Source organism: Luminiphilus sp. nBUS_07, assembly GCF_051201685.1.
In the GTDB taxonomy this organism is placed as follows: Bacteria; Pseudomonadota; Gammaproteobacteria; order Pseudomonadales; family Halieaceae; genus Luminiphilus.
This window is the reverse complement of the sequence record NZ_CP179213.1, coordinates 1685249-1709095: the sequence shown is the minus strand read 5'-3', so window position 1 is coordinate 1709095 and position 23847 is coordinate 1685249. Positions and strand designations below refer to the sequence as shown.

Below are 23847 nucleotides of genomic sequence, written 5' to 3'. Positions count from 1 at the left end.
GCAACTATGAGAGCGGAGCGCCCTTAAAAAAACTCTAAATTTGGACTTCGCTATTGGCAACTGTGCCTAGCCCTCGCCCGTGACCAGCTATCGCTACCGACGCCCAGCCACCAGGCGCCAAGGGCGCCAAAGCCGTGCTATCGAGCCAATACCACAGGAGTTCAGACACAAAAGGTTGGTGACTGACCAGCAATACATGCTTCTCCTGCCGTTCAAAAACCGCCTCTACGTCAGTCAATACGGCACTTGGGGCGAGCCAAGCTTCTGCTGTGGGGGAAACTGCCAAAGCCTTTCCAACGATGTCTGCAGTTTGAAGCGTGCGTAACCAAGGACTGCTTAAGACGCTCGTGACGCTGGGCAATAATTTATCGTGAGTACGTTCTTCAAAGCGCAATACCGCCTTGCTCAACGCTTGTATACCGAACGTCGTGAGCGCCCGATCACGATCACGGGGAGCACTACCCGCCTCCCCGTGGCGCCAAACAGTCACCAGCACGCTACTGGGCCATCTCCAAAAGCAGCTTGTTTAACCGACTGACGTAGGTGGCGGGATCGTCAAGGGTAGACCCTTCAGCGAGGGTTGCCTGGTCAAACAAAATCTGGGTGAGATCAGCAAAACGCTGCTCATCAGACTCCTGGTCCAGTCGCTGTATCAGTGGGTGCTCGGTATTAAGCTCTAACGTCGGCGGCGCATCTGGCACGGCCTGACCTGCCGCCTCCATGATACGGCGCATTTGCGCGCCCATTTCGTGCTCACCGACGACCAGACACGCCGGTGACTCAGTCAGCCGAAGCGTGGGGCGCACCTCTGCAACCTTACCACCCAGCTCTTCCTTCATGCGCTCGATAAGGCTCTCGTGTGTTTTGCTGGCCGTCTCTAAAGCGGCCTTCTCTTCTTCGTTCTCAGTGTCAAATTCCAGACTCCCGCGAGCCACATCTTTCAGCTCTTTCCCGTCAAATTCCATGAGATGGCTCATCAACCACTCATCAATACGATCGGATAACAGCAGGACCTCGATACCCTTCTTTCGGAACACTTCTAAGTGCGGGCTGTTTTTTGCAGTAGCGTGATTTTCTGCCACGACGTACCAAATCGCATCCTGCCCTTCAGGCAGCCGCTCACAATATTCAGGAAGGCTGACCGTATGCTCGGGTGCATCGCTGTGGGTAGACGCAAAGCGCAGTAATTTTGCAATTTTTTCCTTATTCGCAAAGTCCTCTGCGGGGCCCTCTTTTAACACCTCTCCGAAGGTGTCCCAAAACTGCTGATATTGCTCTGGCTCTGACGTCGCCATTTTTTGCAACATATCCAATATTCTCTTAGACATGGCGCTCTTCATGGACTCGACGTTGCTGTCCTGCTGCAAAATTTCGCGCGAAACGTTTAACGGCAAATCGTTAGAATCGAGCACGCCCTTCACAAACCGCAGGTATAACGGTAGGAACTGCTCAGCATCATCCATAATAAATGTGCGCTGAACATAGAGCTTTAAGCCTCTAGCCCCCTCACGATTCCACAGGTCAAAGGGCGCCTTTGCAGGAATGTACAAGAGCGACGTGTACTCAAGCTTGCCTTCAACCCTGTTGTGGCTCCACGTGGCAGGCTCCTCAAAGTCGTGTGAGATATGCTTGTAAAACGCTTGATACTCCTCATCAGATACGTCGGTGCGACTTCGCGTCCAAAGGGCTTGCGCTTCGTTGACCGCCTCCCACTCAGCTGGGGCCACCTCAGCATCTTCAGCTTCGTCATCACCGGCAGGCACATCAGCGGCCTTCAGCATCATCACGGGCACTGAAATGTGGTCCGAGTATTTCTTAATGACACTGCGAATTCGAAATTCGGAGGCAAATTCATCGGCATCAGATTTAAGGTGCAAAATTACGGTCGTACCTGATGCATCCCGGTCTGACGCGGTCACAGAAAATTCAGCCTCACCCGCAGATTCCCAATGGGTCGCCTCTGAGCTAGGAGTGCCTGCTTTACGGGTAACCACCTCGACTCGGTCAGCGACAATAAATGCCGAATAAAACCCTACGCCAAACTGACCAATCAGTTGGGAGTCTTTTTTGTCATCGCCACTGAGATTATCTAGAAAAGCCGCCGTACCTGACTTCGCAATAGTCCCTAAATGCTCAATGACCTCGTCACGGCTCATGCCAATACCGTTATCGGAGATCGTGACCGTTTTCGCCTCGTCATCGACCCCAACCTGTATTTGATACTCGGAAACCCCCTCCGCTAACTTGCCATTCTCAATCACTGCAAAGCGATGTTTATCTATGGCATCTGATGCATTTGAAATTAACTCTCTGAGGAAGATTTCCCGATTCGAGTACAAAGAATGAATCATTAAATGAAGCAGCTTTTTAGCTTCAGTCTGAAAGCCCATTGTTTCAGTGTTGTTGGTTTCAGTGGCGGCAGTCATTGGCGTTTTTCCTAAGTTTTCGCTGTCACATGGGAGGTGGAGGCAAAGAGTCGAAATTTCAAGGCCGACACCATAACGCAGCGCCTCATTTTTAATTCCTGTCCTCAGCGGGTTTTCACGCATTAGCAGCAACACCGCTGCCCATCAAAAGACGGCAGCCACATGGCAACACTGGTCGCGGGATGTGCTTTACGCCACACTGGCCTGCCATAATAGGCCCAAGGGCAAAGCACTAGATATTATGTTGGAAAAACAAGCAACCGGGGCTATTGATGCATTGCGGCGGGTTATTTTCCTTGTCTGCGCCTCGCTATGCCTTCACGGCACGCCTAGTTCAGCCGAGGATGCACTTGAATTCGATGTTGGGGGCCTCATGTTCGGGGACCTCTATCATCTTCCCAGCCACCACACCCCGGAGGGAGACAACGCAACCGGGGCCGTCCTTCGGCGCATCTTTCTGACCACAGATGTCCGTTATGGCCACGATTGGACGGGACGCCTGCGGTTCGAAGCCTTTCATGAGGGTGCTTTCGAGAATTACGAGCTCTCGCACCGAATACAAGACTTGGGTGTAGGAAAAAAACTGGCGGGACATCAGATATCCGGGGGGCTGATACCGACAATATCCTTTGATCTTATTGAAGCTTTTTGGGGAAAACGCTACCTCATGCGCACGGCGCCAGACATGCAAGGGATTGCTGCGAGAGATCTCGGGATCTCCGCCAAGGGAAAGCTGAACCAATCCGGCAAGTGGTCATACCGAGCGATGTATGGGTCCAGCGAAACTTGGGAGGCTGATAAAAATCCCCACGACAAGTTCATGGGAGCCATGACCTGGCGACCTACGCCAGACGTACTCTTTGACGCCTATGTTGACCATGAAGCCCGCCCCGGTAACTTTGATCGCAGCACTTATCAGTTATTCGCCGCACAGCAGACTGAACCCTACTCGCTAGGGTTGCTCTACACCTATCAGGACCGGCAAGAAGACCCCACGCTCGAATTGGCGGCCCTAATGGGCGTGGTTCACTTTAGTGACAAAATCGATTTAATTACGCAGGTACAGCGGCTGTTTCAGCCCAGTATCAAAGGCAATGATATTGCGTACATTCCCTTCGACCCCAGTGCGACCGCTACAAATATCGTCGCTGGCATTGAATACCAACTGTCCGACCATTTTTTCATCACCCCGAATATTGTGTACACCCACTACGGAGTCAATCCACAGGGGGTGCGACCTGAGGACGATCTTCATCTGCGGCTCACGTTTTTCTTTAATTACGAATAGTTTGTCAGGGGATTAGATTCTTTGAGAGCTAATCGCTGAAATTCCTGCAATCATTGCGCTGGCGGGTTGGCGAGGCCACAAAGCGGGGAAGCAATTAAATAGAATGCGATTGGAAGTCTTGGAGGGGCCAGTCCCCGAAGTTTCTGAGGACTGTAGGAGCGATAACGCTGACAAGGCTACAGGTAGCGCTTGCCAGCGGGCTATTTACCAGCCGGTTAGTTCCGCCATAGCTGCGCCAATATCAGCGAGGGAGCGGACCGTTCGTACACCGGCGTCTTCAAGTGCAGCAAACTTCTCATCCGCGGTGCCTTTGCCACCAGAAATAATGGCACCGGCGTGACCCATACGCTTACCCTTTGGCGCAGTAACACCAGCGATGTAGGACACAACGGGCTTGGAGACGTTGTCCTTAATAAAGGCTGCAGCTTCCTCTTCGGCAGTTCCACCAATCTCACCGATCATGACAATGGCTTCGGTTGAAGCATCTGCCTCAAACAAGGTCAAAATATCAATGAAATTAGATCCTGGTATAGGATCGCCACCAATCCCCACACAGGTTGACTGGCCAAAGCCAGCATCCGTTGTTTGCTTAACGGCCTCATAAGTCAGTGTGCCTGAGCGGGACACAATGCCTACACGCCCTGGCAAATGAATGTGGCCTGGCATGATGCCAATTTTACAGGCTCCGGGTGTGATCACTCCTGGGCAGTTAGGCCCAATCAGCCGCACACCCAACTCGTCACATTTAACTTTGCATTCGAGCATGTCTAATGTGGGGATGCCTTCGGTGATGCAGACAATCAGTTGTACTCCCGCATTTGCAGCCTCGAGGATCGAATCCTTACAAAAGGCAGCCGGCACATAAATCACTGATGCATCAGCGCCTGTTTGATCGACAGCCTCATCAACTGTGTTAAACACAGGCAAATCTAAATGCTTCTGACCGCCCTTGCCGGGAGTGACACCACCGACCATCTTAGTGCCGTAAGCGATGGCTTGTTCTGAATGAAAAGTTCCCTGAGAGCCTGTGAAGCCCTGACAAATAACCTTCGTGTTCTCATCGATTAAAATACTCATTGGGCACCTCCCGCGGCAGCGACGACTTGTTCTGCAGCGTCAGTCAGACTTGAAGCCGCTTTAATATTGAGCCCGCTATCGGCCAACACCTTCTGGCCAAGCTCGGCATTGTTACCCTCGAGCCTGACGACCACTGGAACAGTGACGCCCACTTCCTCGACGGCACCAATAACGCCCTCAGCAATAAGGTCACAACGAACAATTCCGCCAAAGATATTGATTAGAACGGCCTTAACATTTTCGTCCGAAAGGATGATTTTAAATGCTTCCGTGACGCGCTCTTTAGTGGCACCGCCGCCAACGTCTAAAAAGTTTGCCGGTGAACCCCCATGCAGCTTCACAATATCCATGGTTCCCATGGCTAAACCCGCACCGTTAACCATGCAGCCAATGCTGCCATCTAACGCCACGTAGTTGAGATCCCATTCCGCGGCGTGCGCCTCGCGAGCATCTTCCTGTGAAGGGTCATGCATCTCGCGAAGATCAGCGTGCCGATAAAGCGCATTGGAGTCGGCTACAATTTTAGCGTCAAGACAATGCAGGTTACCTTCGTCAGTGATCACCAATGGATTAACTTCGATTAGCGCCAGATCCTTGTCCTGAAACAGCTTTGCCAAACCGACAAAAATAGCGACAAACTGCTTAACCTGCGCTCCTTCCAGACCCAATTTGAAGGCCAGCTCACGGCCTTGATAAGGCTGCGGACCCGTTAGTGGATCAATTTCGGCTCGCAGGATTTTCTCTGGAGTCTCCTCGGCAACCTTTTCAATTTCAACGCCACCTTCAGTCGAAGCCATAAAAACGATGCGACGACTCGCTCTATCGAGAACTGCACCGAGGTAGAGCTCCTGATCAATATCGGTACACGTTTCAACCAGAATCCTCGAAACCGGCTGCCCATCGACATCTGTTTGGTAGGTTACTAAGCGCTTATCTAACCATTGCTCGGCAAAGGCTGCCGCGTCATCAGGGCTATCGACCAGCTTTACCCCTCCGGCCTTACCCCGGCCACCAGCATGTACTTGGGCCTTTACGACCCACTTATCGCCACCTATCTTTTCAGCTGCCGCACGTGCTTCTTCCGGTGTTGAAACCGCATGTCCCACCGATACTGGCAGACCATACTGGGCAAATAATGCCTTTCCTTGATACTCGTGAAGATTCATAAATTATCCCGCTTTTTTCGTTTCGGTGCGGAGTTAACCCAAGGCCACTCCCCCAATGCGCGCTCTTGTGCCTAGCGCTTTTTTCTATTTGCCATGTGAATGGCCTTACCATCGACTGCCAAGGCAGCTTCGTGAACTGCCTCAGATAGTGTGGGATGCCCAAACACCATCATCTGTATGTCCTCAGCACTAGAGCCAAACTCCATCGCTATGAGTAATTGTTGCACCAAATCAGCGGCAGATGGCCCCACGCAGTGAGCACCGAGCAGCTGGTCCGTATTCTCGTCGGCAATAATTTTGATCATGCCATCGCTGTCGCCAGCCGCCAGGGCGCGTCCAATTGCCGCGAAAGGGAAAGTGCCTACCTTAAATTTAACTCCCTCCGCTTTGAGCTCTTGCTCAGTCTTGCCAACGCCAGCAATCTCTGGGTGGGTGTAAATAATTGAGGGGATCAAATCGTAGTTTAGTGGGTGATGATGCCCTGCTATTTGCTCGGCCACCATAACGCCCTCTTCCGAGCCTTTGTGCGCCAGCATGGGGCCTCTAACCATGTCACCAATAGCCCAAACTCCCGGCGCCTCTGTGGAGCAGACATCATTGACAAAAACGCAGCCGCGCTCGTCCATAGTGACGCCTGAGTCCTCGGCAAAAAGTTCGCCTGTCTGTGCTCTGCGACCTACAGAGACAATCAGCCGATCAAAGATTTCAGTGTGCGTCTCGTCGCCCGTTGCGTAGTTCACGTGGACTTTTCCATCAACGACTTCAGAGCCCGTGACGCGGGCACCGAGGCGGATATCTAGGCCCTGCTTTTTGAACAGTTTTTGGCCTTCTTTGGCAATCTGGGCGTCCATCGAAGGCAGAAAGCTATCCATCGCCTCCAACAGTACAACCTCAGCTCCGAGACGCCCCCAAACACTGCCCAACTCGAGTCCGATGACACCGGCACCAATCACACCGAGTCGTTCTGGCACGGCGTCGAAAACAAGCGCACCTGTTGAGTCAACGATATGGACCTGATCAACCGGAGCAACGGGTATGTCGATGGGCAATGACCCGGCTGCCAATACAATGTTTTCTGCCTCATAAACGGCTTCACTGCCATCAGGCGCCTGAACTTCAACCTTACGATTGGCCAGCAATTTTCCTCGTCCCTGAACAACATCAATCTGATTGTGCTTCAGCAAGCCGGCCACACCCCCCGTCAGCTGACCCACAATTTGGTCCTTGCGTTGCATCATTGTTGCGACATTAATTTGGGGGTCACCGAGACCAATTCCGTGGTCTGAAAAATGCTCTTTTGCTTCGAGAAATTTGTGGGAGCTGTCTAGTAGCGCTTTTGAGGGAATACAACCCACGTTTAGGCACGTGCCGCCTAAGACCGGCTTGCCTTTACCGTCTGCCCATTGCTCAACGACGGCCACTTTCTTGCCTAGCTGTGCGCAGCGGATGGCACATACATAGCCGGCAGGACCGGAACCGATAACAATTACGTCGTATGCTGCTGTCATGTTCTTCTTCCTGTGGAGGATGTCGTCAGAGTTGTAAGAGAATGCGCGCTGGGTCTTCGATGAACCCTTTGACCGTCACTAAAAACTGTACGGCTGTCTTGCCGTCTATTAGCCGATGGTCGTAGGACAACGCCAAATACATCATTGGCTGAATAACCACTTCGCCATTCACAGCAACGGGCCGCTCCTGAATGGTATGCATGCCGAGTATGCCGGTCTGCGGTGGATTCAAAATAGGCGTTGACAACAAAGAGCCAAAAACGCCGCCGTTAGACACTGTGAACGTGCCGCCGGTCATCTCTTCTATCGTGAGCTTTTTATCTTGGGCTTTTAACCCTAAATCTCTAATAGCCGCCTCGACGTCGGCAATACTCATGAAGTCAGCATCACGAAGCACCGGCACCACTAACCCGTCATTGGTTGAAACCGCCACGCCAATATCCTGGTAACCGTGATACACCACATCACTACCATCAATAGACGCATTTACCGCTGGATACCGTTTTAAAGCTTCGCAACAGGCTTTCACGAAGAAGCCCATAAACCCTAAGCGGGTTCCATTGTGAGCCTTTTCAAAGCTCTCTTTATACTGACTACGAAGCTTCATGAGCGGCGCCATATTCACTTCATTAAAAGTGGTTAGCATTGCTGTCTGCTGTGTCGCCTCGAGCAACCGCTCGGCAATTCGAGAGCGCATCCGGGTCATAGGTACCCGTTTCTCAATGCGTTCGCCGGATGGTCCATAAGCGGCATCGGATACGCTCGCCTGGGGTGCCGTGACCGAGTCTGCTGGCGCTGCCTTAGTTTGAGGCGCCTCCGATTGAGAAGCGGTTTTGAGATGCTTAGTGACATCTTCCTTGGTGATTCGACCACCCTTGCCGGTACCTTCTATCGCATTAGCATCGAGGCCGTGCTCATCTACCAAAGCACGAGCGGCGGGCCCCATCGTATTGTCGCCACTTTCAGACCGGGCTGACTCAGCGCCTTCCGGGGCAGCCTCAGTGCTGGCCGCGGGCTTTGTGACCTCGCCAACTTCAAGCACCGCAAGCAGCGCCTCACTCTCTATGGTGTCACCCTCTGCAGCGACAATAGATGTGAGAATCCCTGACTCTGGCGCGACAACTTCCATAACGACCTTGTCGGTTTCTATCTCGACCAATAACTCGTCGCGGGCGACGGAATCGCCCTCGGCTTTGTGCCAAGCCGCGACCTCACCATCGGCGACAGACTCGGGAAATGCCGGTGCCTTAATTTCAATTGCCATGATTTTTTTCCTACTTAAATCCTGATCAATTACCCCAGGGCATAGGGCCCAGGGCTTCGTTTATGAAACTTTCCTGCTGTTTTAAGTGCAATGCTGTATAGCCGGCGGCGACCGAGGCTGACGCCTCCCTGCCCGCATAACGCAAATACACATCAACTTTGTGGCGCTGGATAACGCGACGCATATTGTGCTGGCTCGCGTACCAAGCCCCTTGATTCATTGGCTCTTCCTGGCACCAAATCGCGTCTTCAATATTGGTGTATGGGGCCAACACTCTAGCCAGATCATCTTCAGGGAACGGGTAGAGCTGCTCAATACGAATAATCGCAATATTGTCGATTTCTCGCTCGCGACGCGCCGCACGCAAGTCATAAAAAACCTTGCCTGAGCATAAAATGACGCGCTTCACCGAAGTGGGGTCGAGCTGATCTGTTTCATCTAGGACAGTCTCAAATCTTCCATCGGCCAGCTCTTCTAGCGTCGAGGTCGCCTCTTTGTGACGCAGCAAACTTTTTGGCGACATCACGATCAGCGGCTTGCGTAAAGGTCGAATGGCTTGACGACGCAGCATGTGAAAAACCTGCGCCGGCGTAGTTGGCATGCAGACCTGCATATTTTCTTCAGCACACATCTGCAAATAGCGCTCAAGTCGAGCGGATGAATGCTCAGGCCCCTGCCCTTCGTAGCCATGAGGCAGCAACATGGTTAAGCCGCAAACTCGGGACCACTTATGCTCTCCGCTGGCAATAAACTGATCAATAACCACCTGAGCGCCGTTGGCAAAGTCACCAAACTGCGCCTCCCAGACCACCAACCCGGTTGGCGATGTCGTCGCGTAGCCATATTCGAAAGCCAGCACGGCTTCCTCAGATAAGAGCGAATCATAAATCCGGAAATCGGCTTGATTGTCGTCAAGGTGCTGCAACGCAATGTGCCGCCCCACCTCTTTCTGATTGTGGATGACAGCGTGACGGTGCGAAAAGGTGCCGCGGCCGATATCCTGCCCCGTCATACGCACTGGGAACTGTTCCACTAGCAGCGATGCGTAGGCCATAATTTCGGCAAAACCCCAGTTTATCTCCTGACCACCAACACCCATTTTGCGGCGATCTTCCAAAAGCTTGGTGACCTGGCGCTGCACCGCGAACCCCTCCGGGGCACTCGCAATTTTTTCGGAGAGAAGTCTCAGCTGCCCAAGCGGGAAACGGGTATCGCATTCAACAGTCCAGGGATGGCCCAAATAAGGCCCCCAATCGACAAACAACCTGTTGTTGGGCTCCATTACTAAAGAGCTGACCAGAGGTTCTCCACGCTCTAAAGACTCCCGATAACGGGCCATTAAGGCGACGTCCTCTTCCTCCGTTAACATGTTCTCGGCAATGAGTCGCTGAGCGTATAGGTCACGGGTTGTTGGATGCGTTTTAATGGCTGCATACATTTGGGGCTGAGTGACTGCGGGCTCATCCGCCTCATTGTGGCCACGCCTGCGGTAGCAAATGAGATCAATAACCACATCCCGTTTAAAAGTGTTCCTGAAATCAACCGCTAGCTGCGTAACAAAAACGACCGCTTCGGGATCATCTGCATTGACATGAAAGATTGGTGCCTGAACCATCTTGGCAACGTCAGTGCAGTACTCGGTAGAGCGTGCATCAATACGATCGCTGGTGGTAAAGCCCACTTGGTTGTTAAGAACAATGTGCAGCGTCCCGCCGGTTTTATACCCCCGAGTCTGAGACATTTGAAACGTCTCCATCACGACACCCTGCCCAGCAAATGCGGCATCCCCGTGGATCACGATAGGAACAACCGAATCCCCCTCAGGATCATCACGGCGATCCTGTCGTGCTCGAACAGATCCCTCGACAACGGGAGAAACAATTTCTAAATGAGAGGGGTTAAAAGCGAGCGCAAGATGGACTTCACCACCGCTTGTCATCACATTTGAAGAAAATCCTTGGTGGTATTTAACATCACCAGAACCGGTGTATTCAGCGCGTCCTTCAAACTCATCAAACAGTTCGCCAGGGTTTTTCCCCAAAATGTTGATCAGCACGTTTAACCGTCCCCGGTGGGCCATGCCAATCACGATCTCTTTGGCGCCATAACCCCCAATGCGCTCAATCGCCTCAGACATCATGGGGATCAGGCTTTCGCCTCCCTCAAGACCAAAGCGCTTGGTGCCCGGGTACTTCGAACCTAAGGACTTCTCAAGCCCCTCAGCTTTGATTAACCGCCGCAAAACCTGCAGGCGTTGCTCCCGAGAAAACTCGGGGGCCGAACGCACTGACTCCATCCGACTCATGATCCAGTGGCGCTGTTCTGTGTCCACAATATGCATGAATTCAGCGCCAATGGTATGGCAGTAAGTACGCTGCAGCGCATCTACGATGTCGCGCAGTGTGGCGTCGCTCGCACCGTGATAAAGGCTCCCGACCTGAAAAACAGTATCGGCATCTGCCTCGCTGAGCTGATGAAAAGCCAAATCTAAATCGGGAACCGTCGCTCTAGGATACAAGCCAAGAGGATCAAGTGAAGCCTGCTGGTGTCCACGCTGTCGATATGCTGAGATCAATTGAACAACTTGTACTTGCTTCCGCTCATACTCAGTGGCCTGTGAGTCATGAGCCACTGTTGCTTCGGTTCTAACCCGCATCTTGCTTATCGCGGCGAACTGGTCCCTAACCACCGAGTGGGGAACGTCACGCAATGCTGAATTTTCGGTTTTGACCCTTGGGAGGCGATCAAAGTAATCGCGCCATTCCGGGGTAATGGCATTGGGGTCAACAAGGTATTGTTCGTACAGCGACTCAACGTAGGCTGCGTTTGAACCCGAAATGTGGGAAGACCCCCACAACTCCAGCATTCCCTGCAATGCAGAGGATTGTGCCATGTTTGACTCCGTGCTTCTTCGTTACCGCTGATTGAAGGGTCGCGCATGACAAGGCGATCCCCACCCGCGCGTCTCCAAATACCTTCAAATAAGCGCAGCCCCCGATGAGACCCCGCTATTTTAATCGCAACTGATCCACGGGTGTAGGTTTCGCCCCCTGAAATACGGGAAATCCGGGGAGTTTATCTGTTCTTTTGTCACAATATTCTAAAGCGGAATATTAATCATGCTTTCAGGCTATGCGAGCCTTTTATGCACTAAAAAGGGGCGCAAGGCCCCCTCTTCGCTTATTCTTTAGCCGCCAGTCCCAGCGGTAAAGGCACTAGGTGGCGCGATTGAGCAGCATCGTGCGAATGTGGCCAATGGCTTTAGTGGGGTTCAAACCCTTGGGGCAAACGTTGACACAATTCTGGATCCCATGGCACCGGAACACACTGAAGGGGTCATCAAGTTTGGCCAGACGCTCGTCGGTCGCCGTGTCACGACTATCGGCCAAGAAGCGATAGGCTTGAAGCAACCCTGCAGGCCCGATAAACCTATCAGGATTCCACCAGAAAGACGGGCAACTAGTAGAGCAACAGGCGCAAAGAATACACTCATAGAGCCCATCGAGTTGAGAGCGATCTTCAGGCGTTTGCAGCCGCTCAATGGCAGGAGCGGGTGAGTTGTTTTGGAGGAACGGTTGAATCTTCTCGTACTGCGCGTAAAAGAGGCTCATATCAACAACGAGATCCCTTATTACCGGAAGCCCCGGTAAAGGCCGCACCACCAGCTTGTCATTTTTAACGGTTTCAGACAGCGGCGTAATACAAGCTAAACCATTCTTACCATTGATATTGAGTCCATCTGAGCCGCAGACACCCTCTCGGCAGCTTCGTCGGTAAGTGACACTGCTGTCGTGACCGGCTTTAATTGCCTCCAGCACGTCCAAGACCATCAGGTCTTTTCCCTCGGTATCGAATTCGAACTCCTGCATGTGTGGAGCGTTGTCTACCTCAGGGTTGTAGCGATAAATACTGACCTGCAACATACCAATATCTCCCAAGTCAAATAATCAATAAGAACGGATTTGCGGTTCAAAGGTTTCTACAGTGCTGGGGGTGAAGTTAACGCCCCGCTTGCTGACCTTTTTACCTTCACTGTGATACACCGAATGACATAGCCAGTTTTCGTCGTCGCGCTCGGTGAAGTCTTCTCGTGCATGGGCACCGCGACTTTCGTTACGGGCTTCTGCCACGACAGCGGTGGCTTCTGCAACCTCAAACAAATTGTGGAGCTCGAGTGCCTCGATACGCGCAGTGTTGAACGCATCTGATTTGTCCTCCAGCGCGACATTTTCTACGCGGCCACGGAGCTCTGCCAGCTTCGCAATACCCTCTTGCATGAAATCACCGCGACGGAACACGCCAAAGTGATTCTGCATGGTGTTTTGAAGCTCTCTACGCAAATCGGCGACGTTCTCCCCACCTTTACTCTCGTTGAGGTGCCGCAGTCGTTCGCCCGCCGCATCGATGTCACTCTGGGACGATTCGCGCAAATCAATACCGTCGCGCAGTGCACTCTCAATAAATAGCCCGGAAGCACGGCCAAAGACCACAAGATCTAACAGTGAATTGCCACCCAATCGGTTGGCTCCGTGAACCGAAACGCAGGCCACTTCGCCGCAAGCATATAGCCCGGGAATAATGTGATCGTTGCCTTGGTCATCAACAGTAATCGCCTGTCCGTTAACGTTGGTGGGAATACCCCCCATCATGTAGTGACAGGTAGGCACCACGGGAATTGGCTCTTTGACCGGATCAACGTGGGCGAAAGTGCGGCTCAACTCGCAAATACCTGGCAGCCGCGACTCTAAAACGTCCTCACCCAAATGGTCCAGTTTCAGCTTTACGTGATCCCCATGTTCGCCACAGCCCCGGCCCTCGAGAATTTCCAGCACCATAGACCGCGCCACTACGTCTCGACCCGCCAAATCTTTGGCGTTGGGTGCATAGCGCTCCATAAAGCGCTCGCCATCCTTGTTGATCAGATAGCCGCCCTCGCCCCTGCAACCCTCGGTCACAAGGGTGCCCGCGCCGTAGATGCCTGTGGGATGGAACTGCCACATTTCCATATCCTGGACCGGCACACCTGCGCGCAACCCCATCCCGATGCCGTCACCGGTATTGATGTGGGCATTGGTCGTTGAAGCATAGATACGCCCAGCGCCGCCCGTGGCAAATACCGTCGCCTTAGATTTCACAAAAACTGTTTCGCCGGTCTCTATGCAGATGGCGATTACGCCCGTGACAGCGCCGTCTTGGTTTTTCACCAAATCGACAGCGAACCACTCGTTGAAGAATACCGTCTCGTTTTTGACGTTGTTTTGATACAGGGTGTGCAACAGCGCGTGGCCGGTACGGTCAGCGGCTGCACAGGTGCGCGCGGCTTGCCCGCCTTTGCCGTAGTCCTTCGACTGGCCACCAAAGGGCCGCTGGTAAATACGGCCCTCTTCGGTGCGCGAGAAGGGAAGACCCATGTGCTCAAGCTCAAAAATGGCCTCGGGGCCCACAGAACACATGTACTCAATGGCATCTTGGTCGCCAATATAATCAGACCCCTTAACGGTGTCATACATGTGCCAGCGCCAATCGTCGTTGGGATCGGAACTTGCAATAGCGCAGGTTATGCCACCTTGTGCAGAGACCGTGTGCGAGCGCGTTGGAAAGACCTTAGAGATAACGGCCGTTTTGTAGCCAGACTGTGACAGCTGTAACGCCGCGCGCATTCCAGCACCGCCGCCACCTACAATCACTCCATCAAAAGAAATAGTTCGCATTCTCAGCTCCAATCGCTCAGTCAGGCGGGGTTATAGCGCAAATCTCACAGAATCCAAGCGAGAAAGATCATCCCCAAAGAATTTGTATGACCCATAAAAGGTAAATCACCAGCGCAAATACCGTTCCAAGCTGGCAAAACCGACGGATAAAGTGGCCCCGCGGCCCTAGCATCCGTTCGGTAAGATAGTCTGTGTAGACAGCCCAAAGGCCAATCCAAGCATGCGCCGCCAACGACATCGCCGCGAGTAAAGTGAAAATCCGCATGGCAGTGGTATCGTTTATCGCCTTCCATGTGGCGTAATCATCGACCCCGCCCAACAAAATTCCTGCCAAGCACACGAAATAGGCGAGTAGAACCAAACTCGTAACACGCTGGATGAGCCAGTCTGAAAGGCCCGAGCGGCTGAAGCTAGTGACCTGAGTTACCATATCGCAACACCCCACACAGCCGATAAAATTACCGCAAGTGCGATGACGATCCGAGCCCCTGTCACCCCACCCTTCATGGTTTCGCCAATACCGAAATCCATAATGATATGTTTAACGCCTGATAGCGCGTGATAACTCAGCGCAGACGCTATGAGCCACAGAATGGCTTTGCTCAGGGGCATTGTTAGTGTTGACGCGACACTATTGAACCCCTCCTCAGAGCGCAGGCTAGTGTCGAGAGCCCATACCATGAGTCCACTCACCAAGAACAAAAACACACCGGACAGGCGGTGAGTAATTGACACGTAAGCAGTGATAGGCAGCTTCATGGAGCCGAGATCCAGATTAACCGGACGTTTGTCCTTACTGACCGAAGGTTTCACAGGGTGGTTCCTTGCGTTATCTAGTGAGAGGGCTGAAAGGCCGCGCCACATTATATGCTTACGTCACAGCCCTGACAATTTTATGTTTTAAACAACTCAAAATAACTCTACTGTGGGACTTTCTAAATTGACTTTCTCTGAGCGCGGCATATAGTTTGGCGCTCCCCGCAACTGCTGTTCCAGGAATTACTGATGAGCGATAAAAAAGCCACACTGTCAATAGACCACGGAAACGGGTCCGTCGACTCCATCGATTTGCCCGTTTTTCAGGCTGAACTCGGCCCAGATGTCGTTGGCGTCGGCAGCCTTACAAGCAACGGACTCTTTACCTACGACCCGGGTTTTACCTCCACAGCGGCCTGCGAATCGAAAATCACGTTCATTGATGGCGAGAAAGGCATTTTGCTGCACAGAGGCTATCCCATCGAACAACTCGCTGCAGAGAGCAACTACCTAGAAACCTGCTACCTGTTGCTCTACGGAGAGCTACCCTCTGCTGAAGAGCGCGATGAATTCGTCAGTACGATGCATCAGCACACCATGGTCCACGAGCAGATTAGAACTTTTTTCAATGGATTTCGCCGAGATGCGCACCCCATGGCAATTATGTGCGGCGTTGTTGGAGCGCTGTCAGCGTTCTACCATGACTCAACCGATATTTCTGACCCATACCACCGCAAGGTAGCGGCATACCGCCTTATCGCTAAAATGCCCACCATCGCTGCAATGAGCTACAAGTTCAGTATCGGACAGCCGTTTATGTATCCCGATAACAGCATGGACTACGCAACTAACTTCCTGCACATGATGTTTGGCGTTCCCTGCGAACCCAGCAAGATTTCCCCCACTATTGCCCGGGCGATTGATCGTATTTTCTTGCTCCATGCAGATCACGAGCAAAACGCGTCCACTTCCACGGTTAGGCTCGCAGGGTCGTCACAGGCCAACCCGTTTGCTTGTATCGCAGCTGGAATCGCCGCCCTCTGGGGGCCCTCACATGGCGGAGCCAACGAGGCCGTCGTTAAAATGCTTGAGGAAATCGGCACCGTAGATAACATCGATAAATTCATCGCTAAAGCCAAAGACAAAAATGACCCCTTTCGGCTCATGGGGTTTGGTCACCGCGTCTACAAAAACTTTGATCCCCGAGCGAAGGTTATGAAGCAGGCGGCTGATGAAGTTCTTGCTGAACTGGGCATTCACGATGAAATGTTGGAAATTGCCAAGCGACTCGAAGAAATCGCATTGCAGGACCCCTATTTCATTGAGAAGAAGTTGTACCCGAACGTTGACTTTTACTCGGGAATTATTCTGAAAGCCCTGGGAATACCCACATCGATGTTCACCGTCATTTTCGCCATTGGGCGAACCGTAGGTTGGATAGCCCACTGGAATGAGATGATCTCAGGGAGCTACCGAATCGGCCGTCCAAGGCAGCTGTACACCGGGTATCAACAGCGAGACTATGTGTCCCTAGACAAACGCTAAGCTGCGCTCAATCATCAAGCACCGAGGTTGAAATGAAGCCGACCGATGCAGTTATCAGTGGCACGGGGCTCTTCACACCAGAAGAGTCCATCAGCAACGAGGAGCTAGTCACGGCTTTCAACGCCTGGGTTGATCTGTTCAACGATGAGCACAGTGAGGCAATCGCAAAAGGTGAGGTAGAAGCCCGAACGTATTCATCGACAGCGTTTATTGAAAAAGCGTCGGGTATTAAATCCCGCTTCGTGCTGAATAAATCAGGCATTATCGACCCCCACAGAATGGCACCTAAGGTGGCTGAGCGTCCAAACAGCGAGCTGTCAGTCATGGCAGAGATTGGCGTCAAAGCGGCGCGACAGGCGCTTGAGGCTGCAGGCCTAGACGGTTCAGATTTAGACGCGGTCATTGTTGCCGCTTCCAATATGCAGCGCGCCTACCCCGCCATGGCCGTAGAGATACAGGCCGCATTAGGCGCAAAAGGCTTTGCTTTCGACATGAACGTCGCCTGCTCTTCGGCAACCTTTGGTATTCAGCAAGCGCGAGATTCTATTCGCGCGGGTTCGTCCCAGCGAATTCTTATGGTCAACCCCGAAATATGTACCGGACACCTTAATTTTCGAGACCGAGATGCACACTTCATTTTTGGCGATGTTGCGACTGCGGTAGTGATCGAGTCGAAGGCTGTAGTTCAGGCAAAGCCACACTTTGAAATTGTCGATACGCGCTTGCAGACGATTTTCTCAAACAATATCAGAAACAATTTTGGCTTTATGAATCGTGCCGACGAGAGCGGTGTTGGTGCTGTTGATAAGCTCTTTGTTCAAGAGGGCCGCAAAGTTTTTAAAGAAGTCTGCCCCGCCGTTGCCCAGCAAATTACCGAGCAACTGGCTGATCTAGATCTACAGGCAGATCAGCTCAGTCGCCTCTGGCTACATCAAGCCAACCGAAATATGAATGACTTGATCGCCCGTCGGGTGCTTGGGCGTGACCCATCCGACAAAGAGTCGCCAACGATTCTCGATACCTACGCCAATACGTCATCTGCGGGCTCCATCATTGCATTTCACTTAAACCGAGACGACTTAACCCCAGGCGAACTCGGCGTTTTGTGCTCTTTTGGCGCAGGTTACTCCATAGGAAGCGTGGTATTACGTGCAACTTAAGGCGCACACCGCTCTTTAAGACACTGCACTAGCGCTGAGCACTCCTCGTGTGTGCCCACGGTAATCCGTAGAAAGTTGGCTATGGGTTTTTTATCCCAACGTCTTACCAATATGTTTTTTGCTCTGAGATACTCAAACAAGTCCCGCCCCTCATGTTGGGGGTGCTGCACGAAAATAAAGTTCGCCAAACTTGGGCAAACCTCAAAGCCTAAATCACGCAGGTCTTGCGTCAGTCTGTCGCGATTCTCGGTGACTAATGCACTGCTACGACTCAGCCACTGGGTATCTTCGATAGCCGCGGTCGCCACAGACTGTGCACAGGCGTCTAGAGGGTAGCTGTTAAAACTATCCTTCACCCGAGTCAGCCCTTCAATCAATTCAGCGGAACCCAGGGCATAGCCCACCCGTAACCCGGCAAGAGCATGTGACTTTGAAAGGCTCCTGGTAACAATCAAGTTTTCCGCCTCAGTGAGTAAGGAAGACGCTGAATCGGCACCAAATCCGTAGTACGCCTCATCAACTACAACGAGTCGATCCGGGTTGCTGTCAACCAGACGTTTGATCTCCGCCAACGTTAGCGCCCTGCCGGTAGGCGCATTGGGGTTGGCCAACAGAATAGATTCGGGATGCTGTAGCAGACGATTCACATCAATGGTGAAATCAGCCAGCAAAGCTTCCGTTTTAAGTTTCAGCCCATAAAGCGCCGCCCAGACGGGATAAAAACTGTAGGTAATGTCAGGAGCTACTAAACTGTCGTTGCTCGAAAGTAGTCCCTGAAAAATGTGGGCTAAAACTTCATCTGAGCCGTTGCCGACAAACACTTGGCCCTCGGATAAACCCTCAGCATTAGCGATCGCTCTTCGCAACGCAGTGCTCTCGGGATCCGGGTAACGTCGCAGGGCCTCAGAGCTAACATTACCAAGCGCCGCCATAGCCTCAGTCGAGGGTGGTAAACAGTGCTCGTTAGTATTTAACTTTATTAACCCAGGAACTTTTGGCTGTTCCCCGGGAGTGTAGGGCTTCAGGTTATTAACAACCGAACTCCAAAATTTGCTCATAATCCTTTGCCTGTATTACGGACTCGCCAAGGATACTTGAGGATCGCCGTTGCTGTCAGTGGTTGTCACTCAACAACACACAATCTGCGGCATTCGCACAAACATGCAAAAACCCGGGTTTACTGAAGCAGAGAACCAAATTGTCGGCACTTAAGAACATGTGTCACAGCGTATCGGCAGCATCAAAGGGAAAGGCCAAACTAAAACAACTGCCAACGCCCACTGTGGAATCAATTGTGAGGTCCGCCTGATGTGAGTTCGCCACGTGTTTGACGATCGCTAGACCGAGGCCCGTACCACCTCCGGCATTACTGCGACTCTTGTCCACTCTGTAAAATCGCTCCGTCAGTCGGGCTATGTGATGAGGTTCTATGCCAATGCCCGTATCGTTCACCGAAAACGTGGCATTGTTTTCACTCGACCACCAGCGCAACACAACATCACCATCACTGTACTTCAGTGCATTGATAACGAGATTGCTCAGTGCGCTGTGTAACTCTCTTTCGTCCCCGCGAATTGCCGCTTCGCTCTCCTGATTTAGCCTGATGCGTCTCTCAGGGAACGCCGGCTGTAGTTCTGCCACGATTCCCACGATCAGCGTAGGCATATCAATCAGCTCGGTTTTGCGCAGGGTTTCTACCGCCTCAATACGCGATAACCACAATAAGTCCGTGACCAGATTTTCCATGCGCAACGCTTGTTGGCTCATCTGCTCCAGAGGTCGTTGGAACCGCGTTGCACTGAACTCTTCGAGTGATTGCAGCGTTTCGATGTAACCCTTAATGACCGTTAGCGGGGTGCGCAACTCATGGGATACATTTCCCACAAAATCGCGGCGCATCTGCTCCAAGCGAAAGGTCCGTGTCACGTCTCGAGCAAAGACTAAGCGATCACCCATGCCAAATCGGGCAATCTCAAACTGCAAGCAACGTCCCCTATCGCCCTCGGGCAGCACGCGAAGAGGGTCTGAGTAATCGTCCGTCTCAAAATACTCACGAAAATCGATGGAATTGATTAAATTCAGCAGGGGTTGCCCTTGGTCTGAGGGGAAATTAATCCCTAAAAGAAAATCAGCTGAGTCGTTAGCCCAAGCCACATTTGCATGTGGGTCAACAATAACGGCCGCATCTCGCATTGCTGCGAGTGAGTCTTGGAGGTAATCCAAGGTTGATTCCAGCCGCAACTGCGCCTCACGATTACGACGCTGAATGGCATAAATGTTATCTAGAAAAAGGCCCCACACGCCGCCAGCCTTCGGCGGCTCAACCGTCGGATCCAACATCCACCTTTGGACTCGTAACAGTTGATAAGACCAAAGCGAAAGAATGACCCCCATTCCAAACGCAAGCCCCCAGGCAGGTTTATCCAAGAGCAATCCGGCACCCGCTCCCAGCAACAGAATCGCGACGACCGAATGAACCTCCCTGCGAAAGGTTTTTGCTGGAGCCATAGACGCTAAAACCCCTGCTCAGAGAAGCGGTAACCCGTTCCACGTACCGTCTGAACGAGCTGACTATAGTTGCCCTCAGCGGCGTCTAAAGCGGCTCTGAGCCTCCGAATATGCACGTCTACGGTTCGTTCCTCGACGTATATGTTGGCGCCCCAAACTCGGTCTAACAGTTGACTCCGAGTATAGGCACGCTCTGGATGAGACATAAAAAACAGCAGCAGGTTAAATTCGGTGGGGCCAAGTTGCAGCGGCTCCTCGCTGATAAACGCACGGCGACTATCGACATCTATTGTGAGGTTTCTGACGACTAGGAGGTTTCGATCATCCGAACTTTTTGCTCGTCGCAGCAAGGCTTTAATCCTCGCCAACAACTCTCTCAGCGCAAAGGGCTTAGTGATATAGTCGTCGGCACCAACATCAAGCCCTTGAATAACATTGTGTTCAGCCGCTTTTGCCGTGAGCATGATTACAGGTAAGTCCTGAGTCATTTCTGCGCGCTTAATCCGCCGTAAAAGCTCAATCCCACTCCCACCCGGCAGCATCCAATCCAACAAGATAATGTCAGGGCGATCGTCAATTATTTGATGGTAGGCGGAGTCGATTGTCTCTGCCTCTAGGCATTCATAACCAGCTGTTTCAAGCGCCATCCGCAACATATCTCGAATAGCCAATTCGTCATCAACAATCAAAACTTTATGGATGGTCATTGTGGGTATCCATGCTCTTTCCAGAGAAGCATTACACGGCAACAATGTGACGGTAATGTTACAGCCAACAATTATCCAGCTTGGTGAAACCTAGAAAAAGTCCCACCATTTGTCATCTTCAAGGCTTTTCACGCAGCCCTTAAGCTGCGTATTGTAGGTGTTGGCTCGGCCATCCACCTTTCTAGCAACATCAACCAACCACTGTTTGTCACGATAAGTCTTGCGCTTAAAGCCGCCATGACCCTCATGGTAGGCCAGATAGAGCCGAAAGGTATCGTCTTTAGCGATACCGTTCTGGCGGTAACTCATGTCGTTGTACCAACCGATAAAATCAATCGCATCCCCAAAGTCGTCCCGATCCGCACCGTAGCTACCAGAGCTTCGCTGGTACCACTCCCAAGTCGCATCCTTGGCCTGGGAGTAACCATAGGCGTCAGAGGGTCTAGGCCCAGGAATAATGCCCCAAATCTTTTTGCGGGGCGGCTTGGCCGTGGCAACGAACCGCGACTCCTGGTGCATGATGGCCATCATCACAGAAATGGGAGTATCCCATCGCGCTCGAGATTTTTTGGCGTCCTTGTACCAGCCGGACTTCTCCCGGAAAATTTCGCAGACGTTACTGACATCACTGGGGGGAGATGTCGCGCAGGCAGATATGAAAAGTGGCATCCATAACAGAAAAGAAAATCTCAGCAAACTACGCTTCGTCATTTTTCCAACCTTCAACTCGAGCAATGAATTCGAGCTCGTCGATCACGGTGATGTTCAGTGACTGTGCTTTCTTCAGTTTCGAGCCCGCTCCTGGACCTGCAACGACACAGTTTGTCTTGCCACTGACGCTGCTTGATACCTTAGCTCCAAGAGCTCGAAGACTTGCCTCTGCTTGATCACGACTCATCTCCTCCAACTTACCGGTAACCACCCAAATCTGCCCTGATAGTGGTAGATCACCGGCCTTCACCTCGGGGGCAGGCCAATTCACTCCCTGAGCCAAGAACCGGTTTATCATTTCTTGCTTCGTGGCGTCTGCAAAGAACCGTCTCAGGTGCCCGGCGACGATGGGCCCGACATCTTCGACCTCCTGCAGCTGCTCAACGGTAGCCGCGTACAAAGGATCTAGGGCACCAAAATATTCCGCCAGCTGGCGGGCGGTGGTCTCTCCCACCTCGCGGATCCCCAGAGAATAGATAAAGCGCGCCAGCGTTGTTTCTTTGCTGGCTTCGATGGCGGCTTGCAAATTTCGAGCAGACTTTTCGCCCATCCGCTCCAATTCAGCGAGACTCTCCTGAGTTAATGTGTACAGGTCAGCGGCTGTTTCTATCAGCTCTAAATCGACTAACTGATCGATAATTTTCTCTCCACACCCGTCGATATCCATAGCCCGACGCGATACAAAGTGCTCAATCGCTGCCCGACGTTGAGCCGGACAAGAAGAGCCCGCGTCACAGCGCCATGCAGCCTCTCCTGATTCACGCACCAGAGCACTTTGACAAGCTGGACAGCTTTCAGGGAAAACAACGCTGTGGGCGTTCTCGGACCGGCGTTCGGCCACGACAGCGGCGACTTGAGGGATAACATCCCCCGCTCTGCGCACGATTACGGTATCTCCAACCTTGAGGCCAAGCCGCGCGATTTCGTCAGCATTGTGTAGCGTCGCATTTGAGACCGTAACGCCCCCAACGAAGACTGGCTCTAACCTAGCGACCGGGGTAACCGCTCCAGTTCTACCAACTTGAAATTCAACATCCAGAACAACCGTCATTTCTTCCTGAGCGGGAAATTTTCGAGCGATAGCCCAACGCGGTGCCCGAGATACAAAGCCCAGACGTTCTTGCTCGGCAAAGTCATCGACCTTAAAGACAATGCCATCGATGTCGAAACCTAGACTTTCTCGCAACTGCGAAAGCTCCGTGTAATAGCGCTCACAAGCGTCGATACTCTCTACTGAGCGGCTGTGGGAGGATATCGGTATTCCCCATGCACTGAGTTGAAGCATTGCTTCAGAGTGGCTGAGAAGCGTCCTGCTCACACCTTCGGTATACCCTAGGGCATAGGCACAGAAGGCTAACGGGCGGCGCCGGGTGATACTTGAGTCCAGTTGACGCAAACTGCCCGCAGCGGCATTGCGGGGATTGACGAAAGGCTTATCTCCCTCGCGACGCGCCTTGGCGTTAAAGGCCTCAAATCCAGCTCTGGGCATAAAGATCTCGCCTCGAACCTCGAGGTAACGAGGAATACCCTCCCCCGACAAACGCAACGGCACCGAGTCTATAGTGCGCACGTTTTGAGTGATATTTTCTCCAGTACGGCCGTCGCCACGGGTCGCTGCCAACACCATGTCGCCCTCCTGCCACACGATGCTTACGGCTATGCCGTCTAGTTTCGGCTCACAAGCGTAACGAACTTGGGCACCATCCAAACGCGCACTAATGCGCCTATCGAAGTCCACAAGATCATCCGCATCAAAAGCGTTGTCTAGTGAGAGCATGGGCAACCGATGAACAACCTGATCGAAAGCCGCAAGGGGAGCTGCACCCACGCGCTGGGTGGGGGAATCGGCCGTGATTAGCTGGGGGAATTCGTTTTCGAGTTCACGCAGTGCCAGCAACGTTCTATCGAATTCACTGTCACTGACAGTGGGCGCATCATTGCGGTAATACTCGTCACTCCACTGTTGCAAGAGGCCCCGCAACCTTTGCGCTTCATCATCAGGCACAACATCGGACATGTC

General features: G+C 52.4%; 19 protein-coding genes. 3 read left to right on the top strand and 16 right to left on the bottom strand.

Annotation, left to right across the window (positions count from 1 at the left end):
- Positions 1–34: 34 nt before the first annotated feature.
- Together ACMAZB_RS07535 and htpG are read right to left on the bottom strand one after the other, a co-directional pair.
- Positions 35–490, bottom strand: a complete 456-nt coding sequence (locus ACMAZB_RS07535) for a SixA phosphatase family protein (protein WP_435220015.1) — start codon at positions 488–490, stop codon at positions 35–37.
- 7 nt (positions 491–497) lie between these two features.
- Positions 498–2426: a molecular chaperone HtpG gene (gene htpG / locus ACMAZB_RS07530; RefSeq protein WP_435220014.1), complete on the bottom strand. Its 1929-nt coding sequence runs from the start codon at positions 2424–2426 to the stop codon at positions 498–500.
- A gap of 241 nt (positions 2427–2667) precedes the next feature.
- On the opposite strand from htpG, the gene ACMAZB_RS07525 reads away from it, so the two are divergent.
- Positions 2668–3714 carry a hypothetical protein gene (locus ACMAZB_RS07525; RefSeq protein ID WP_435220013.1) on the top strand — a complete coding sequence of 349 codons (1047 nt, stop codon included), beginning with the start codon at positions 2668–2670 and terminating at the stop codon, positions 3712–3714.
- Between the two features lie 204 nt (positions 3715–3918).
- Here the strand turns inward: ACMAZB_RS07525 and sucD are convergent, their stop codons facing one another.
- The 9 genes from sucD to sdhC form a co-directional block, all read right to left on the bottom strand.
- On the bottom strand, positions 3919–4791 hold the full coding sequence (gene sucD / locus ACMAZB_RS07520; RefSeq protein WP_435215796.1) for a succinate--CoA ligase subunit alpha: 873 nt from the start codon (positions 4789–4791) through the stop codon (positions 3919–3921).
- Entirely contained in the window at positions 4788–5957 is a 1170-nt protein-coding gene (gene sucC / locus ACMAZB_RS07515; protein WP_435215794.1) for an ADP-forming succinate--CoA ligase subunit beta, read from the bottom strand. Before sucC ends, sucD begins: the two co-directional genes overlap by 4 nt.
- A 71-nt stretch (positions 5958–6028) precedes the next feature.
- Positions 6029–7465 (bottom strand): dihydrolipoyl dehydrogenase, encoded by a 1437-nt coding sequence (lpdA, locus tag ACMAZB_RS07510; protein WP_435220012.1) that lies wholly within the window; start codon positions 7463–7465, stop codon positions 6029–6031.
- A 25-nt stretch (positions 7466–7490) separates the two neighbouring features.
- Positions 7491–8729, bottom strand: coding sequence for a 2-oxoglutarate dehydrogenase complex dihydrolipoyllysine-residue succinyltransferase (odhB, locus tag ACMAZB_RS07505; protein WP_435215791.1), 1239 nt, complete (start codon positions 8727–8729; stop codon positions 7491–7493).
- A 25-nt stretch (positions 8730–8754) separates the two neighbouring features.
- Entirely contained in the window at positions 8755–11622 is a 2868-nt protein-coding gene (locus ACMAZB_RS07500; protein WP_435220011.1) for a 2-oxoglutarate dehydrogenase E1 component, read from the bottom strand.
- A 322-nt stretch (positions 11623–11944) separates the two neighbouring features.
- Entirely contained in the window at positions 11945–12652 is a 708-nt protein-coding gene (locus ACMAZB_RS07495) for a succinate dehydrogenase iron-sulfur subunit (RefSeq protein ID WP_435215788.1), read from the bottom strand.
- A 24-nt stretch (positions 12653–12676) separates the two neighbouring features.
- Positions 12677–14440, bottom strand: coding sequence for a succinate dehydrogenase flavoprotein subunit (gene sdhA, locus ACMAZB_RS07490; RefSeq protein WP_435215787.1), 1764 nt, complete (start codon positions 14438–14440; stop codon positions 12677–12679).
- A gap of 67 nt (positions 14441–14507) precedes the next feature.
- Positions 14508–14870 (bottom strand): succinate dehydrogenase, hydrophobic membrane anchor protein, encoded by a 363-nt coding sequence (gene sdhD / locus ACMAZB_RS07485; protein ID WP_435215785.1) that lies wholly within the window; start codon positions 14868–14870, stop codon positions 14508–14510.
- Positions 14864–15253, bottom strand: a complete 390-nt coding sequence (gene sdhC / locus ACMAZB_RS07480; protein ID WP_435220010.1) for a succinate dehydrogenase, cytochrome b556 subunit — start codon at positions 15251–15253, stop codon at positions 14864–14866. Before sdhC ends, sdhD begins: the two co-directional genes overlap by 7 nt.
- Before the next feature lie 192 nt (positions 15254–15445).
- Between sdhC and ACMAZB_RS07475 the strand changes: the two genes are divergently transcribed.
- Both ACMAZB_RS07475 and ACMAZB_RS07470 read left to right on the top strand, forming a co-directional pair.
- On the top strand, positions 15446–16741 hold the full coding sequence (locus tag ACMAZB_RS07475; protein WP_435215782.1) for a citrate synthase: 1296 nt from the start codon (positions 15446–15448) through the stop codon (positions 16739–16741).
- Positions 16742–16773: 32 nt separating this feature from the next.
- Positions 16774–17901, top strand: a complete 1128-nt coding sequence (locus ACMAZB_RS07470; RefSeq protein ID WP_435220009.1) for a beta-ketoacyl-ACP synthase III — start codon at positions 16774–16776, stop codon at positions 17899–17901.
- Here the strand turns inward: ACMAZB_RS07470 and hisC are convergent.
- The 5 genes from hisC to ligA form a co-directional block, all read right to left on the bottom strand.
- Entirely contained in the window at positions 17898–18959 is a 1062-nt protein-coding gene (hisC, locus tag ACMAZB_RS07465) for a histidinol-phosphate transaminase (protein WP_435220008.1), read from the bottom strand. The genes ACMAZB_RS07470 and hisC overlap by 4 nt on opposite strands.
- Before the next feature lie 163 nt (positions 18960–19122).
- Positions 19123–20409, bottom strand: a complete 1287-nt coding sequence (gene phoR / locus ACMAZB_RS07460; RefSeq protein ID WP_435220007.1) for a phosphate regulon sensor histidine kinase PhoR — start codon at positions 20407–20409, stop codon at positions 19123–19125.
- A 5-nt stretch (positions 20410–20414) separates the two neighbouring features.
- Positions 20415–21116 carry a phosphate regulon transcriptional regulator PhoB gene (gene phoB / locus ACMAZB_RS07455; RefSeq protein ID WP_435220006.1) on the bottom strand — a complete coding sequence of 234 codons (702 nt, stop codon included), beginning with the start codon at positions 21114–21116 and terminating at the stop codon, positions 20415–20417.
- A 90-nt stretch (positions 21117–21206) separates the two neighbouring features.
- Complete coding sequence (locus ACMAZB_RS07450; protein ID WP_435215772.1) at positions 21207–21827, bottom strand: transglycosylase SLT domain-containing protein; 621 nt, start codon at positions 21825–21827, stop codon at positions 21207–21209.
- Positions 21814–23844 (bottom strand): NAD-dependent DNA ligase LigA, encoded by a 2031-nt coding sequence (gene ligA / locus ACMAZB_RS07445; protein WP_435220005.1) that lies wholly within the window; start codon positions 23842–23844, stop codon positions 21814–21816. Before ligA ends, ACMAZB_RS07450 begins: the two co-directional genes overlap by 14 nt.
- Positions 23845–23847 lie beyond the last annotated feature (3 nt).